The 17,604-nt window shown below is 44.3% G+C and carries 11 protein-coding genes; all 11 read left to right on the forward strand.

The window, feature by feature from the left end; genetic code table 11:
• The first annotated feature begins 88 nt into the window (after nt 1-88).
• The 11 genes from fusA (at nt 89) to FVA69_RS01690 (ending at nt 17,537) form a co-directional block, all read left to right on the forward strand.
• Complete coding sequence (fusA, locus tag FVA69_RS01640) at nt 89-2,215, forward strand: elongation factor G (RefSeq protein ID WP_109912909.1); 2,127 nt, start codon at nt 89-91, stop codon at nt 2,213-2,215.
• 77 nt (nt 2,216-2,292) lie between these two features.
• Nucleotides 2,293-3,477 carry an elongation factor Tu gene (tuf, locus tag FVA69_RS01645; RefSeq protein ID WP_004264373.1) on the forward strand — a complete coding sequence of 395 codons (1,185 nt, stop codon included), beginning with the start codon at nt 2,293-2,295 and terminating at the stop codon, nt 3,475-3,477.
• 617 nt (nt 3,478-4,094) lie between these two features.
• Nucleotides 4,095-4,481, forward strand: coding sequence for a preprotein translocase subunit SecE (gene secE, locus FVA69_RS01650; protein ID WP_004265885.1), 387 nt, complete (start codon nt 4,095-4,097; stop codon nt 4,479-4,481).
• Nucleotides 4,482-5,027, forward strand: a complete 546-nt coding sequence (nusG, locus tag FVA69_RS01655) for a transcription termination/antitermination protein NusG (RefSeq protein WP_004264378.1) — start codon at nt 4,482-4,484, stop codon at nt 5,025-5,027.
• Between the two features lie 158 nt (nt 5,028-5,185).
• A complete protein-coding gene (gene rplK / locus FVA69_RS01660; RefSeq protein ID WP_004264379.1) occupies nt 5,186-5,614 on the forward strand; it encodes a 50S ribosomal protein L11 in 429 nt (142 codons plus the stop codon).
• Nucleotides 5,615-5,618: 4 nt separating this feature from the next.
• Nucleotides 5,619-6,320: a 50S ribosomal protein L1 gene (gene rplA, locus FVA69_RS01665; protein ID WP_004265881.1), complete on the forward strand. Its 702-nt coding sequence runs from the start codon at nt 5,619-5,621 to the stop codon at nt 6,318-6,320.
• Nucleotides 6,321-6,645: 325 nt separating this feature from the next.
• On the forward strand, nt 6,646-7,143 hold the full coding sequence (rplJ, locus tag FVA69_RS01670) for a 50S ribosomal protein L10 (RefSeq protein WP_004264381.1): 498 nt from the start codon (nt 6,646-6,648) through the stop codon (nt 7,141-7,143).
• Nucleotides 7,144-7,203: 60 nt separating this feature from the next.
• Entirely contained in the window at nt 7,204-7,569 is a 366-nt protein-coding gene (gene rplL / locus FVA69_RS01675; protein ID WP_004265879.1) for a 50S ribosomal protein L7/L12, read from the forward strand.
• A 359-nt stretch (nt 7,570-7,928) separates the two neighbouring features.
• Complete coding sequence (rpoB, locus tag FVA69_RS01680; protein ID WP_004265877.1) at nt 7,929-11,957, forward strand: DNA-directed RNA polymerase subunit beta; 4,029 nt, start codon at nt 7,929-7,931, stop codon at nt 11,955-11,957.
• Between the two features lie 108 nt (nt 11,958-12,065).
• Entirely contained in the window at nt 12,066-16,289 is a 4,224-nt protein-coding gene (gene rpoC, locus FVA69_RS01685; protein ID WP_109913197.1) for a DNA-directed RNA polymerase subunit beta', read from the forward strand.
• 294 nt (nt 16,290-16,583) lie between these two features.
• Nucleotides 16,584-17,537 carry a hypothetical protein gene (locus FVA69_RS01690; protein ID WP_109913196.1) on the forward strand — a complete coding sequence of 318 codons (954 nt, stop codon included), beginning with the start codon at nt 16,584-16,586 and terminating at the stop codon, nt 17,535-17,537.
• Nucleotides 17,538-17,604: the final 67 nt, after the last annotated feature.

Below are 17,604 nucleotides of genomic sequence, written 5' to 3' on the forward strand. Positions count from 1 at the left end.
TATTTCTTACCCACATTAGTGATGTATCTCAGGGTAGCCATTTGCTACCCTTTATATGAAGCATTGAACGCCCACGAGAGAGGAAAAAATGGCCCGTCAAACGCCCATAGCACGTTATCGTAATATCGGTATCAGTGCACACATCGACGCCGGTAAAACCACAACTTCTGAACGTATTCTGTTCTATACTGGTGTAAACCATAAAATTGGTGAAACTCACGAAGGTTCTGCAACAATGGACTGGATGGAGCAGGAGCAAGAGCGTGGTATTACTATCACATCTGCAGCGACTACTGCATTCTGGTCTGGTATGGCAAAACAGTATGAGCCACACCGTATCAATATCATCGACACCCCAGGACACGTTGACTTCACCATCGAAGTAGAACGTTCTATGCGTGTTCTTGATGGCGCAGTAATGGTTTACTGTGCGGTTGGTGGTGTTCAGCCACAGTCTGAAACTGTATGGCGTCAGGCTAACAAATATAAAGTTCCACGTATCGCGTTCGTTAACAAAATGGACCGTATGGGTGCGAACTTCTTACGTGTTGTTGAGCAATTAAAATCACGTTTAGCTGCTAACGCAGTTCCACTGCAATTACCAGTTGGCGCAGAAGAGTCGTTCACTGGTGTTGTTGACTTGCTGAAAATGAAAGCAATCAAGTGGAGCGATGAAGATCAGGGCGTTACCTTCGAATACGAAGATATCCCTGCGAACATGCAAGAAGCTGCTGAAGAGTGGCACAACAACCTGATCGAAACCGCAGCAGAAGCATCAGAAGAACTGATGGAAAAATATCTGGGCGGTGAAGAACTGACCGAAGCAGAAATTAAATCTGCATTACGTCAACGTGTTCTTGCAAGCGAAATTATTCTGGTTACCTGTGGTTCTGCATTTAAGAACAAAGGTGTTCAGGCGATGCTGGATGCAGTTGTTGATTACTTACCTGCGCCAACAGATGTACCTGCAATCAATGGTATTCTGGACGACGGTAAAGACACTCCTGCAGAGCGTCACGCAAGTGATGATGAGCCATTCTCATCATTAGCATTTAAAATTGCAACCGACCCATTCGTTGGTAACTTAACGTTCTTCCGTGTTTACTCTGGTGTTGTTAACTCAGGTGACACAGTTCTGAACGCAGTGAAATCGAAGAAAGAACGTTTTGGCCGTATCGTACAGATGCACGCTAACAAACGTGAAGAGATCAAAGAAGTTCGCGCTGGTGACATCGCGGCGGCTATCGGTCTGAAAGACGTAACTACAGGTGATACTTTATGTGCGGTTGATGCACCAATCATCCTGGAGCGTATGGAATTCCCAGAGCCAGTAATCTCTGTTGCAATCGAACCAAAAACTAAAGCTGACCAAGAAAAAATGGGTATCGCATTAGGCCGTCTGGCTCAAGAAGACCCATCATTCCGCGTATCAAGTGATGAAGAGACTAATCAGACTATCATCGCTGGTATGGGTGAATTGCACTTGGACGTTCTGGTTGACCGTATGCGTCGCGAATTTAAAGTTGAAGCGAACGTTGGTAAACCTCAAGTTGCTTACCGTGAAGCAATCACTATGAAAGTGACTGATATCGAAGGTAAACACGCGAAACAGTCTGGTGGTCGTGGTCAGTATGGTCATGTCGTTATCGATATGTTCCCACTGAACAAAAACGATAAAGACGGCGTTCAAATGGATTACGAATTTGCCAACGACATCAAAGGTGGTGTAATTCCTACTGAATACATCCCTGCGGTTGACAAAGGTATCCAAGAACAGTTGAAATCTGGTCCATTAGCTGGTTACCCGGTTGTTAACATGGGTGTTCGTTTACATTTCGGTTCTTACCATGATGTTGACTCCTCTGAATTGGCGTTTAAACTTGCGGCTTCAATCGCGTTTAAAGATGGCTTCAAAAAAGCTAAACCAGTTCTGCTTGAGCCAATCATGAAAGTTGAAGTGGAAACACCAGAAGACTACATGGGTGATGTTATTGGTGACCTGAACCGTCGTCGTGGTATGATTGAAGGTATGGATGACCTGCCTACTGGTAAAGTCGTTCGTGCACAAGTACCATTGTCAGAAATGTTCGGTTATGCTACTGACCTGCGTTCTCAGACACAAGGTCGTGCTTCATACTCTATGGAGTTCCTGAAGTACAATGAAGCACCAAACAACGTTGCACAAGCTGTAATCGAAGCTCGTAACGCTAAATAATCGATTTTTATCGGTTAACAACTTTAATTTAAGTTCCTTCTTTATCGTGAAGAGGGAACTCCATAAGGAATAGAGTCGTGTCTAAAGAAAAATTTGAACGTTCAAAACCGCACGTTAACGTTGGTACTATCGGCCACGTTGACCACGGTAAAACTACTCTGACAGCAGCTATCACTACTGTTCTGGCTAAAACTTACGGCGGTTCTGCTCGTGCATTCGACCAAATCGATAACGCACCAGAAGAAAAAGCGCGTGGTATCACTATCTCTACTTCACACGTAGAATACGATACTCCAACTCGCCACTACGCACACGTAGACTGCCCAGGACACGCCGACTATGTTAAAAACATGATCACTGGTGCTGCACAGATGGACGGTGCAATCCTGGTTGTTGCTGCGACTGATGGCCCAATGCCACAAACTCGTGAGCACATCCTGTTAGGTCGCCAAGTAGGTGTTCCTTACATCATCGTGTTCCTGAACAAATGTGACATGGTAGACGACGAAGAGCTGTTAGAATTAGTTGAAATGGAAGTTCGTGAACTTCTGTCTCAATACGATTTCCCAGGCGACGACACTCCAGTTGTTCGTGGTTCAGCTCTGAAAGCGCTGGAAGGCAACCCAGAGTGGGAAGCGAAAATTGTTGAATTAGCAGGCCACCTGGATACTTACATTCCAGAGCCAGAGCGTGCAATTGACAAGCCATTCCTGCTGCCAATCGAAGACGTATTCTCAATCTCAGGTCGTGGTACAGTAGTAACAGGCCGTGTTGAGCGTGGTATCATCAAAGTTGGTGAAGAAGTTGAAATCGTTGGTATTCAAGACACGGTTAAAACAACTTGTACTGGCGTTGAAATGTTCCGTAAACTGCTGGACGAAGGTCGTGCGGGTGAGAACGTAGGTGTTCTGCTGCGTGGTACTAAACGTGAAGAAATTCAACGTGGTCAAGTACTGGCAAAACCAGGTTCAATCAAGCCGCACACTAAATTCGAATCAGAAGTTTATATTCTGAGCAAAGATGAAGGTGGTCGTCACACTCCATTCTTCAAAGGTTACCGTCCACAGTTCTACTTCCGTACAACTGACGTAACCGGTACTATCGAACTGCCAGAAGGCGTAGAGATGGTAATGCCAGGTGATAACATCAACATGATCGTTACCCTGATCCACCCAATCGCGATGGACGACGGTTTACGTTTCGCAATCCGTGAAGGTGGCCGTACTGTAGGTGCGGGTGTTGTTGCAAAAATTATTGCATAATACCGCTCTTTCTGAATAAGAAAGAACCACTTAGTAAAAAAGGGCGTCTAATAGACGTCCTTTTTATACATTGCAAAATTCAGACGTTGCAAAATTAAGAACCTATCTCATCAATCATTTGTATAATTATTGGTGAGATAGGCTCTGAAACAACGAATTGATAACTGTGCGGGCTCCTTTGCGCAGTTATATGAGATTTATTAAGGTTTTGCTCGGAAGATATGGTATATTTTACCGCTGCCACAAAAAGAAAGTCATTTTCTTATTGGTGTAGTTAAAAAATTTGCTGAGCATGCTGAAATTCCTGCAAAATGGAATAGCACTTGTGAAATGGGTAGCACTTGTAAAGTGATAGTACTGACATACAAGTAGTACTTGCGAAATAAAATGTTACTGCAACTTGTTGTGTTTGCAGAACGAATAACGCTAATTACCTCCATTAACAAGGCTAATTACTTTTAGATCGCAGGTGATGTTATTGATATCCCTATCAAATTTTGCAGGCTTAGTTTGTAGTAATTGAGGGATATGTTGGCATATTCTATTGGTTTGGCTTGGTTGTTTTACCTTTGTAAGCAAGCAGGCTATGTACATACTTCATGGTAACAGGTTGAATTATGAGTGCGAATAGCGAAGCTCAAGGAAGTGGACGCAGTGCAGACATCTTCAAGTGGGTCATTGTCTGTGCCTTATTAATAATTGCTATTGTTGGCAATTATTACTTCCGTCAATATAATCTCGCGCTGCGTGCATTTGCAGTTGTGGCTGTTGTCGCTATTGCAGGTGCTGTCGCTTTATGGACTACAAAAGGTAAAGCAACACTGGCGTTTGCACGCGAAGCTCGCGTCGAGATGAGAAAAGTCATTTGGCCTACTCGCCAGGAAACATTGCAAACTACTTTAATTGTTGCTGCAGTAACGGCTGTAATGTCTTTAATACTGTGGGGACTAGATGGTATCCTGGTGCGTTTAGTTTCATTTATTACAAGCCTGAGGTTATTCTAAATGTCCGATTCACCTAAAAAGCGCTGGTATGTCATTCAGGCATTCTCTGGTTTTGAAGGTCGCGTAGCACAATCTTTACGTGAACATATCAAATTACATGCTATGGAAGATTCTTTTGGCGAAGTTATGGTTCCAACAGAAGAAGTTGTTGAAATCCGTAGCGGTCAGCGCCGTAAGAGTGAACGTAAATTCTTCCCAGGCTATGTCTTGGTCCAAATGGTCATGAACGATGACTCTTGGCACTTAGTGCGTAGTGTACCGCGTGTAATGGGGTTCATTGGCGGAACGTCAGATCGTCCAGCGCCAATTAGCGATAAAGAAGTTGACGCTATCATGAACCGCTTACAACAAGTTGGTGATAAACCACGTCCGAAAACACTGTTTGAACCAGGTGAAATGGTTCGTGTTAGCGAAGGTCCATTTGCTGACTTTAACGGTGTTGTTGAAGAAATTGACTATGAAAAGAGCCGCTTAAAAGTCTCTGTTTCTATCTTCGGTCGCGCAACTCCAGTCGAATTGGATTTTGGTCAGGTAGAAAAAGCCTAATCTAAGCGACAAAACTGACTTGCAAAAGGCGTGAAATTTGACTACAATTTCGCGCCTTTTGTTTTTATGTTCGGCGCAAATTAATGTGCGGGACATGTTTAATGTAACGGGGAGCCTTGCAAATTGTAAGGCGCTATCACCCATCTAGAGGAAATATCATGGCTAAGAAAGTTCAAGCCTACGTTAAGCTGCAAGTTGCAGCTGGTATGGCGAACCCAAGTCCACCAGTTGGTCCAGCTCTGGGTCAACAAGGTGTTAACATCATGGAATTCTGTAAAGCGTTCAACGCAAAAACAGACAGCCTGGAAAAAGGTTTACCAATTCCTGTTGTTATTACTGTTTACGCAGACCGTTCTTTCACTTTCGTTACCAAAACTCCACCTGCAGCAGTTCTGCTGAAAAAAGCAGCTGGCGTTAAGTCTGGTTCAGGCAAGCCTAACAAAGATAAAGTTGGTAAAGTGACCTCTGCTCAGATTCGCGAAATCGCTGAAACTAAAGCTGCGGACATGACTGGTGCTGATGTTGACGCAATGATGCGTTCAATTGAAGGTACTGCTCGTTCCATGGGCCTGGTAGTGGAGGACTAAGACAATGGCTAAACTGACTAAGCGCATGCGCAATATCCGTGAAAAAGTTGATGCAACTAAACAGTACGACATCAACGAAGCCGTTGCACTGCTGAAAGAATTAGCAACTGCTAAATTCGTAGAAAGCGTTGACGTAGCTATCAACCTGGGCATCGATGCTCGTAAATCTGACCAAAACGTTCGCGGTGCAACTGTACTGCCACACGGTACTGGCCGTTCAGTTCGCGTTGCTGTGTTCGCACAAGGCGCAAACGCTGAAGCTGCTAAAGCTGCAGGCGCTGAACTGGTAGGTATGGAAGATCTGGCTGATAAAATCAAAGCTGGTGAAATGGACTTTGACGTTGTTATTGCTTCTCCAGATGCAATGCGCGTTGTTGGCCAATTAGGTCAAGTTCTGGGCCCACGTGGTCTGATGCCAAACCCGAAAGTTGGTACTGTAACTCCAAACGTTGCTGAAGCAGTTAACAATGCTAAAGCAGGTCAGGTTCGTTACCGTAATGACAAAAACGGAATCATCCACACCACTATCGGTAAAGTTGATTTCGACACTAACAAACTGAAAGAAAACTTAGAAGCACTGCTGATCGCGCTGAAAAAAGCAAAACCAGCTTCTGCTAAAGGTGTTTTCATCAAGAAAGTTAGCCTGTCTACCACTATGGGTGCAGGTGTTGCTGTTGACCAAGCTGGTCTGTCAGCGACAGTTTAATTGCTATAGCTTCGGCTAATTGGTAATTAGGCTTTACCTTTGCGTCAAATTTGTATAAAATTTGACGCCTTGAGTTTGTTGGGTATAGCAATATACTCAACAAACCACAAATTTCGGTATGGAGTCTGGCCTTTCCAGACCCCGTCCAAGACCGCAGGTGTAGTCTAACCGCTGCTTAATTTACCTGCGTAGACGGTGACAGAGATACCTAGAATTTAATTCTGGATTTCTATTCTGCTCACCGTGTTTTAGCGCTCTTACATAATGTTGTGTTTGAGTGATGTGAGTCCCGGGGTTTCCCGGTTAATCCAGGAGCAAGAAGCTAATGGCACTAAATCTTCAAGACAAACAAGCGATTGTTGCTGAAGTCAGCGAAGTAGCCAAAGGCGCGCTTTCTGCAGTTGTTGCTGATTCACGCGGCGTAACTGTAGCAAAAATGACTGAACTGCGTAAAGCAGGTCGCGAAGCTGGCGTTTATATCCGTGTTGTTCGTAACACACTGATCCGCCGTGCTGTTGAAGGTACTTCTTATGACGTACTGAAAGACGTGTTTGTCGGTCCAACCTTAATTGCTTTCTCTAACGAACACCCGGGCGCTGGCGCTCGTCTGTTCAAAGAGTTCGCGAAAGCGAATCCAGCATTTGAGATTAAAGCTGCGGCCTTTGAAGGTGAGTTAATCCAAGCGAAAGATATCGATCGTCTGGCAACTCTCCCAACTTACGATGAAGCAATCGCACGCCTGATGTCAACCATGAAAGAAGCCGCTGCAGGCAAATTGGTTCGTACTCTGGCTGCTCTGCGCGATCAGAAAGAAGCTGCATAAGCCCTTTCCTTCGTTGCTTTTTAACGTATAAACTATTTCTGAATTTTAGGAACACTTGTTATGTCTATCACTAAAGACCAAATCCTTGATGCAGTTGCAGAAATGTCTGTAATGGACGTTGTTGAACTGATTACTATGATGGAAGAAAAATTCGGCGTTTCTGCTGCTGCTGCTGTTGCTGTTGCTGCGGGTCCTGCTGAAGCTGCTGAAGAAAAAACTGAATTCGACGTTGTACTGTCAGCTGTTGGCGGTAACAAAGTTGCAGTTATCAAAGCAGTTCGTGGCGCAACCGGTCTTGGCCTGAAAGAAGCTAAAGACATGGTAGAATCTGCTCCAGCTACTATTAAAGAAGCTGCAAGCAAAGACGAAGCTGAAGCTCTGAAAAAATCTCTTGAAGAAGCAGGCGCTTCTGTTGAACTTAAATAAGTTCAATTTCAAGAACGCAGCCTGATCTAATTAGGCTGACGGCTGGTGATTTTTTAATCACCAGCCTTTTTGCGCTGTAAGGCGTGATGGGTGTTAACAGCTTTTCACGCAGTTTTAATGTTAACAACAACCCTCCAATACTTCTTTCTATTGACGACTTAATATACTGTGTTCTTCGCTACGACCCGCTCGGGTAGCTCGGTAGCAATGGCAACGCAATGAAATGATTTAAGAGTAATAGCAATGAGTATTAAGGAAAGTATTCATTTTCCGTTTCTTATATAAAAACGCGTTGCGGTTCAGTCTCTTAAACTAAGAGCTAACCACTTGGGTCACTGATCAACGAGCTGAGGAAACCTATGGTTTACTCCTATACCGAGAAAAAACGTATCCGTAAGGACTTTGGTAAGCGTCCACAAGTTTTGGACATACCTTATCTCCTTTCTATCCAACTTGACTCGTTCCAGAAGTTTATCGAGCAAGATCCAGATGGCCAGAATGGGCTGGAAGCAGCTTTCCGTTCTGTGTTTCCAATTCAGAGCTACAGCGGTAATGCTGAATTACAATATGTCAGCTATCGTTTAGGCGAGCCTGTTTTTGATGTTAAAGAATGTCAAATTCGCGGTGTAACTTACTCTGCGCCTTTACGTGTGAAATTACGTCTCATCGTTTATGAGCGTGAAGCACCGGAAGGAACTGTTAAAGACATCAAAGAACAAGAAGTTTACATGGGTGAAATTCCACTCATGACTGAAAACGGAACTTTCGTTATCAACGGTACTGAGCGTGTTATCGTTTCTCAGTTACACCGTAGTCCAGGTGTATTCTTTGACAGCGATAAAGGTAAAACACACTCTTCAGGTAAAGTGCTATATAACGCACGTATTATCCCTTACCGTGGTTCATGGCTTGATTTCGAATTCGACCCGAAAGATAACCTGTTTGTACGTATTGACCGTCGCCGTAAATTACCTGCGACCATTATTCTGCGTGCAATGGATTACAACACCGAAGAAATCTTAAATCTGTTCTTCGAAAAAACCGTATTCCAAATCCGTGATAATAAACTGATGATGACGCTGGTTCCTGAGCGTCTGCGTGGTGAAACTGCTTCGTTTGATATCGAAGCGAACGGTAAAGTCTATGTAGAAAAAGGCCGCCGTATCACTGCACGTCACATTCGTCAGTTAGAGAAAGAAGAAGTCAATAGCATCGAAGTTCCTGTTGAATATATCGCAGGTAAAGTTGTTGCTAGAGACTATATTGATGAAAGCACCGGTGAGCTGATTTGTGCAGCGAACATGGAACTTTCTTTAGATATGTTGGCACGTCTGAGCCAGTCTGGTCATAAAACAATCGAAACATTGTTTACCAATGACTTAGACCACGGTGCTTACATTTCTGAAACCGTTCGTGTCGACCCAACTAACGACCGTCTGAGTGCATTGGTAGAAATCTACCGCATGATGCGTCCTGGTGAGCCACCAACCCGTGAAGCTGCAGAAAACTTGTTCGAGAACCTGTTCTTCTCTGAAGACCGTTACGACTTGTCTGCGGTAGGTCGCATGAAGTTCAACCGTTCACTGAACCGTGAAGAAATCGAAGGTTCAGGTATCCTGAGTGAAGAAGACATCATTGATGTTATGCGTAAACTCATCGATATCCGTAACGGTAAAGGCGAAGTGGATGATATCGACCACCTAGGTAACCGTCGTATTCGTTCTGTTGGTGAAATGGCAGAGAACCAATTCCGTGTCGGTCTGGTTCGTGTTGAGCGTGCAGTGAAAGAGCGTCTTTCTCTGGGCGACCTTGATGCATTAATGCCACAAGATATGATCAATGCGAAACCAATTTCAGCCGCAGTTAAAGAGTTCTTTGGTTCCAGCCAGCTGTCTCAATTTATGGACCAGAACAACCCGTTGTCTGAAATTACGCACAAACGTCGTATCTCTGCGTTAGGCCCAGGTGGTTTGACTCGTGAGCGTGCGGGCTTCGAAGTACGTGACGTTCACCCAACTCACTACGGTCGTGTCTGTCCAATCGAAACGCCTGAAGGTCCAAACATCGGTCTGATCAACTCATTATCTGTTTATGCACAGACCAATGAGTACGGTTTCTTAGAAACCCCATACCGTTTAGTACGTGATGGCTTAGTGACAGACGAAATCCATTATCTGTCTGCAATTGAAGAAGGTAACTTCATCATTGCTCAGGCGAACACCGTTTTAGGTGATGATGGTAGCTTTGTTGAAGAACTGATTACGTGTCGTAACAAAGGTGAATCAAGCTTATTCAGCCGTGAACAGGTTGAATATATGGACGTTTCGACTCAACAGGTTGTTTCTGTTGGTGCGTCCCTGATCCCATTCCTTGAACACGATGACGCCAACCGTGCATTGATGGGTGCAAACATGCAACGTCAAGCGGTTCCTACTCTGCGTGCTGACAAACCATTAGTTGGTACAGGTATGGAGCGTGCAGTAGCGGTTGACTCTGGTGTTACTGCTGTTGCAAGACGTGGTGGTTCGGTTCAGTACGTTGATGCTTCTCGTATCGTTATCAAAGTTAACGAAGATGAGATGTACCCAGGCGAAGCTGGAATCGATATTTATAACCTGACTAAATATACCCGTTCTAACCAGAACACCTGTATTAGCCAGATGCCTTGTGTATCTTTAGGTGAGCCAGTTGAACGTGGTGACGTGTTAGCGGATGGTCCTTCAACAGACCTCGGTGAATTAGCACTTGGTCAAAACATGCGCGTGGCATTCATGCCATGGAATGGTTATAACTTCGAAGACTCCATCTTAGTTTCTGAGCGTGTTGTTCAAGAAGACCGTTTTACAACTATTCATATTCAAGAGCTCTCTTGTGTGTCTCGTGACACTAAATTAGGGCCTGAAGAAATCACTGCAGATATTCCAAACGTCGGTGAAGCTGCACTGTCTAAACTTGATGAATCCGGTATCGTGTATATTGGTGCGGAAGTGAAAGGCGGCGATATTCTGGTTGGTAAAGTGACACCTAAAGGTGAAACTCAGCTGACGCCAGAAGAGAAACTGTTACGTGCTATCTTTGGTGAAAAAGCATCAGACGTTAAAGACTCTTCTTTACGTGTTCCTAACGGTGTATCTGGTACGGTTATTGACGTACAAGTATTTACCCGTGACGGCGTAGAGAAAGACAAACGTGCATTAGAGATCGAAGAAACTCAGTTACGTGATGCGAAGAAAGACTTAACAGAAGAGCTACGTATTTTCGAAGCAGGTCTGTTTGCACGTATCCGTTCTGTACTGGTTAACGGCGGAATTGAAGCTGAAAAACTGGACAAACTGCCTCGCGACCGTTGGTTAGAGTTATCTTTAGCTGACGAAGAGAAGCAAAACCAGTTAGAGCAATTAGCTGAACAGTATGACGAACTGAAATCTGAGTTCGAGAAAAAACTCGATGCAAAACGTCGTAAAATTACTCAAGGTGATGACTTAGCACCGGGTGTACTGAAAATTGTTAAGGTTTATCTGGCTGTTAAACGTCAGATCCAACCGGGTGATAAAATGGCGGGTCGCCATGGTAACAAAGGTGTTATCTCAAAAATCAACCCAGTTGAAGACATGCCTTACGATGAAAACGGTAACCCAGTTGATATCGTTCTGAACCCGCTGGGCGTACCATCACGTATGAACATCGGTCAGATTTTGGAAACTCACTTAGGGATGGCAGCGAAAGGTATTGGTGAGAAAATCAATGCCATGCTTAAACAGCAAGAAGAAGTTGCCAAACTGCGTGAGTTTATCCAAAAAGCATACGATTTAGGTGATGATCCACGCCAGAAAGTTGACTTGAACACTTTCTCTGACGAAGAAGTTATGCGTTTGGCTGAGAACCTGAAAAAAGGTATGCCAATTGCAACACCAGTATTTGATGGTGCGAAAGAGAAAGAAATCAAAGAACTGCTGAAATTGGGTGGTCTGCCAACTTCAGGTCAGATTACATTATTCGATGGTCGTACTGGCGAGCGCTTTGAGCGCCAAGTAACTGTTGGCTACATGTATATGCTGAAACTGAACCACTTGGTTGACGATAAGATGCACGCCCGTTCAACAGGTTCTTATAGCTTGGTTACTCAGCAACCGCTGGGTGGTAAAGCGCAGTTCGGTGGTCAGCGTTTCGGGGAGATGGAAGTGTGGGCACTGGAAGCATACGGTGCAGCCTATACTCTTCAAGAAATGCTTACAGTTAAATCGGATGACGTTAACGGCCGTACGAAGATGTATAAAAACATCGTCGATGGCAGCCATCAGATGGAACCTGGTATGCCGGAATCTTTCAACGTATTACTGAAAGAAATTCGCTCACTGGGTATCAACATCGAGCTGGAAGACGAGTAATTCGTTTTATGCCGGAAAGCTTGCTTTCCGGCACATGTAAGCACTGGGATTTGGGGAGAGTGTCTTTGAACACTCACCTGACAGGTCTAACTCCGACAGGAGCATTTTGTGAAAGACTTAATAAAGTTTCTGAAAGCGCAAACCAAGACCGAAGAGTTTGATGCTATCAAGATTGCTCTGGCATCACCTGATATGATCCGTTCATGGTCATTCGGTGAAGTTAAAAAGCCAGAAACCATTAACTACCGTACGTTCAAACCTGAACGTGACGGTCTTTTCTGTGCGCGTATTTTCGGGCCAGTAAAAGACTACGAATGTCTGTGCGGTAAGTACAAACGTTTAAAACACCGTGGTGTGATTTGTGAGAAGTGTGGCGTTGAAGTTACACAGACCAAAGTCCGTCGTGAGCGCATGGGTCACATTGAACTTGCATCTCCGACTGCACACATTTGGTTCTTAAAATCACTGCCATCCCGTATCGGCTTGCTGCTTGATATGCCACTGCGTGATATCGAACGCGTTCTGTACTTTGAATCATATGTAGTTGTTGAAGGCGGTATGACTAGCCTTGAGCGTGCACAGATTCTGACAGAAGAGCAATACTTAGATGCGCTGGAAGAGTTCGGTGACGAATTTGATGCAAAAATGGGTGCGGAAGCAATCCAAGGCCTGCTGAAAAACCTCGATCTTGAGAACGAGTGTGAAACGCTGCGCGAAGAGTTAAACGAAACTAACTCTGAAACTAAGCGTAAGAAGCTGACTAAGCGTATCAAACTGCTAGAAGCATTTATCCAATCTGGTAACAAGCCAGAGTGGATGATCTTAAACGTATTACCTGTATTACCACCAGATCTGCGTCCATTAGTTCCACTCGATGGTGGTCGTTTCGCAACATCAGATCTAAACGATCTGTATCGTCGCGTAATCAACCGTAATAACCGTCTGAAACGCCTCCTGGATCTGGCTGCGCCAGACATCATCGTACGTAACGAAAAACGTATGTTGCAAGAAGCGGTTGACGCCCTGTTAGATAACGGTCGTCGTGGTCGCGCAATCACAGGTTCTAACAAACGTCCTCTGAAATCTTTGGCAGATATGATCAAAGGTAAACAAGGTCGTTTCCGTCAGAACTTACTTGGTAAGCGTGTTGACTACTCAGGTCGTTCTGTTATCACCGTAGGTCCATACCTGCGTCTGCATCAGTGCGGTCTGCCTAAGAAAATGGCTCTTGAGTTATTCAAACCATTTATCTATGGCAAATTAGAATTACGTGGTCTGGCAACAACCATTAAAGCTGCGAAGAAAATGGTTGAGCGCGAAGAAGCGGTTGTTTGGGATATCTTGGATGAAGTTATCCGTGAACACCCAGTTATGCTGAACCGTGCACCAACACTTCACCGTCTGGGTATCCAAGCTTTCGAACCTATTCTTATCGAAGGTAAAGCTATCCAATTGCACCCACTCGTTTGTGCGGCATATAACGCCGACTTCGATGGAGACCAAATGGCGGTACACGTTCCTCTGACTCTGGAAGCTCAGTTAGAAGCACGTGCGTTGATGATGTCAACCAACAACATCCTGTCACCTGCAAGTGGTGAGCCTATCATCGTTCCTTCACAGGACGTTGTATTGGGTCTTTACTACATGACACGTGACTGCGTAAACGCGAAAGGCGAGGGCATGGTATTAGCCGGTCCTAAAGAAGCTGAGCGTGTTTACCGTTCAGGTCATGCGTCACTGCATGCCCGCGTTAAAGTCCGTATCACTGAAGAAGTAAAAGATTCGGAAGGTAACATCACAATCAACACGGGCTTAGTTGACACTACTGTTGGTCGTGCAATTTTATGGATGATCGTACCGAAAGGTCTGCCTTACGAATTGGTTAACCAAGCGTTAGGTAAAAAAGCGATCTCTAAAATGCTGAACACCTGTTACCGTGTTCTGGGCCTGAAGCCTACTGTTATTTTTGCTGACCAAATCATGTATACCGGTTTTGCCTATGCGGCACGTTCTGGTGCATCAGTTGGTATCGATGATATGGTTATTCCAGAGAAAAAAGCTGGAATTATCGCCGAAGCAGAAGCTGAAGTTGCAGAAATTCAGGAACAGTTCCAGTCTGGTCTGGTTACAGCAGGCGAACGTTACAACAAAGTTATCGATATCTGGGCAGCGGCAAACGAACGTGTTGCTAAAGCGATGATGGAAAACTTATCGACTGAAGCGGTTATTAACCGTGATGGCGTCGAAGAACAACAAGTTTCTTTCAACAGTATCTTTATGATGGCCGACTCCGGTGCTCGTGGTTCTGCAGCTCAGATTCGTCAGCTAGCCGGTATGCGTGGTCTGATGGCTAAGCCAGATGGCTCAATCATCGAGACACCAATCACGGCAAACTTCCGTGAAGGTCTGAACGTTCTCCAGTACTTTATTTCTACGCACGGTGCGCGTAAAGGTCTTGCCGATACCGCATTGAAAACAGCGAACTCCGGTTATCTGACTCGTCGTTTAGTTGACGTTGCGCAGGACTTGGTGGTAACTGAAGACGACTGTGGAACTCACGAAGGTATCCTGATGACTCCGGTTATCGAGGGTGGCGACGTTAAAGAACCACTGCGTGAACGTGTACTGGGTCGTGTGACTGCAGAAGATATCCTGATCCCAGGAACTGCGGACATTCTAGTTCCACGTAATACATTACTGCACGAAAAACTGTGTGACCTGTTAGAAGCTAACTCAGTCGACAGCGTTAAAGTTCGTTCAGTTGTAAGTTGTGAAACTGACTTCGGTGTGTGTGCTCACTGTTATGGTCGTGACCTTGCTCGTGGTCATATCATCAACAAAGGTGAAGCTATCGGGGTTATCGCGGCACAGTCAATCGGTGAGCCGGGTACACAGTTAACGATGCGTACGTTCCACATCGGGGGTGCGGCATCTCGTGCAGCGGCAGAATCTAGCATTCAAGTCCGTAACACAGGTACTCTGAAACTGGTTAACGCAAAATTCGTTACGAACTCAGAAGGTAAACTGGTTATTACTTCACGTAATACAGAGCTGCGTCTGATTGACGAATTCGGTCGTACTAAAGAAAGCTATAAAGTCCCTTACGGTGCGCACTTGACGAAAGGCGATGGCGATGCAGTAACGGGCGGTGAAACTGTTGCGAACTGGGATCCACATACCATGCCAGTCGTCAGTGAAGTATCGGGTATTATCAGCTTCTCTGACATGCTTGATGGTCAAACAATGACGCGTCAGACTGATGAATTAACCGGTCTGTCTTCAATCGTTGTTCTGGATACTGCGGAACGTACCAGTGGTGGTAAAGACCTACGTCCTGCTTTACGTGTTATTGACGCAAATGGTAACGACGTTCTTATACCTAACACAGACATGCCTGCTCAGTACTTCTTACCGGGTAAAGCAATTGTTCAGTTAGATGATGGCATCGCAATCAATGTCGGTGATACCTTAGCGCGTATTCCACAAGAATCTGTGGGTACTAAAGATATCACGGGTGGTCTGCCACGCGTAGCTGACTTGTTCGAAGCACGTCGTCCGAAAGAGCCTGCAATCTTGGCTGAAATCAGCGGTATTATCTCGTTTGGTAAAGAAACCAAAGGGAAGCGTCGTCTGGTTATCACACCATTAGATGGTAGCGATCCGTACGAAGAGATGATCCCTAAATGGCGTCAGCTTAACGTGTTCGAAGGTGAGATCGTTGAACGTGGTGACGTGGTTTCCGATGGTCCAGAATCTCCACACGATATTCTGCGTTTGCGTGGTGTCCATGCTGTTACGCGTTATATCACTAACGAGGTTCAGGAAGTTTACCGCTTACAAGGCGTTAAGATTAACGATAAACACATTGAAGTTATCGTTCGTCAGATGCTGCGTAAAGTCACTATCGCGGATGCAGGAAGTTCTGAATTCCTCGAAGGTGAACAAGTCGAGTACTCACGTGTTAAAGTTTCTAACCGTAAACTGGAACAAGAAGGCAAAATTCCAGCGAACTTTGCTCGTGACCTGTTGGGTATTACTAAGGCATCTCTGGCAACAGAATCCTTTATCTCAGCAGCATCGTTCCAAGAAACGACACGCGTACTGACTGAAGCAGCAGTTGCAGGTAAACGTGATGAACTGCGCGGTCTGAAAGAAAACGTAATTGTTGGACGTCTGATCCCAGCAGGTACTGGTTTTGCGTATCACCAAGACCGTATCCGCCGCCGTCATCTGAACGATGTTGTGGATGCACCACAAGTCAGTGCAGATGAAGCAACAGCGAACTTAGCTGAGCTGTTAAATGCAGGTTTCAGCAGCGACAACCAGAACTAATTTCTGATTTCACTGCAAAATTCCTGACAGAAGCCAGTACCGAAAGGTACTGGCTTTTTTATATCTAATAAAATGATAAATTGATTTTTATTTTTCTAATTTGAATTCATCAATAAATCCTTTTATTTCTTAAATTTATCTGAATATGTAATACGTATTTCTATTTTTAAAATATATCGGCCAGTGAAAAAACGTAATAATAATTTTCCGGGTTAAAAATTAAACGGTAATAAAAATAATAATACAAAAATCACTTTCAAATTATTTAATAGGAATAAATAAAAGGAATATACGATGGATAAAAAAAAGACAAATGAACAGGTAGATACAAATCAAGCCAGCCTTTCGGCTTATCATGGTTTATTATCAAATTCATTAGGGGTAATGAATACATCTCAGATAGTCACTGGGAACGGACAAATTGCGTTAGATTTAGTTGTTGTTATCGACACCAGTGGTTCAATGGCTGATGAAGCAGGGGATTTAAGTAAACAGATTGATGCGACGATTGAAGCGGCATCAGCAAAATGTCCATCGCATCTTCGTGCCACATTTTTAGGTATTGAAGGAACTTGGGCAAACACTAAGTTTGATCAATCTGCCAGTGAATATTTAATTAAGATCGGTGCGAACGAAAGGGATCTGCAAGCTAGATTGCCATTTAAAGAATCTGATGGGCAAGACCATGCTGGAAATAAAGAAGATTTATGTCGTGCTGTTATTGATATTAGTAAACACTTTGATTGGCGAGATGATGCGCGTAGGGCTATTTTTGTGCTGGGTGATGAAGGGATGGAAGGTGGTGGCGGAATTCTTACTCGTGCTGCAATTGCAAAAAATAATGAAGCCATATCTGTCGCTCAAGAAAGAGGAATTAAGGTGTATACCTACCAAGGTACACCGGATGATAGCCCAACAAATCTAGATCGTTTTCCGACTCTTGCTGATAGAGATAACGTGACGAGGGAGTATGAACGACTAGCCAAAGAAACCGACGGACGTGCGTACATTTACACCACAGGGATTGCAAATTTTTCCTTGGTTTTACAGGAAATATTGTGTGACAGCTTAACACCACCAGTAAAACCAGATAAAGGTTTATTAAATTGTGATGCGGTGTGTGACAACTTGCCATTAATTATCAATACAGTAAATACATTGTCCGATATCATCAATAAAACTATCAACTCTTGTTGCCCAATAGACTCAGATACGAAACATGATGATTCATGCCAGTGTAAACATTAATATTGTGTTATGAAAATAAAAGCGGGAAAAGATTCCCGCTTTGTAATTATTACTGGTAAGTTTCGTG

The organism is Providencia sp. PROV004 (genome assembly GCF_011045615.1).
In the GTDB taxonomy this organism is placed as follows: domain Bacteria; phylum Pseudomonadota; class Gammaproteobacteria; order Enterobacterales; family Enterobacteriaceae; genus Providencia; species Providencia rettgeri.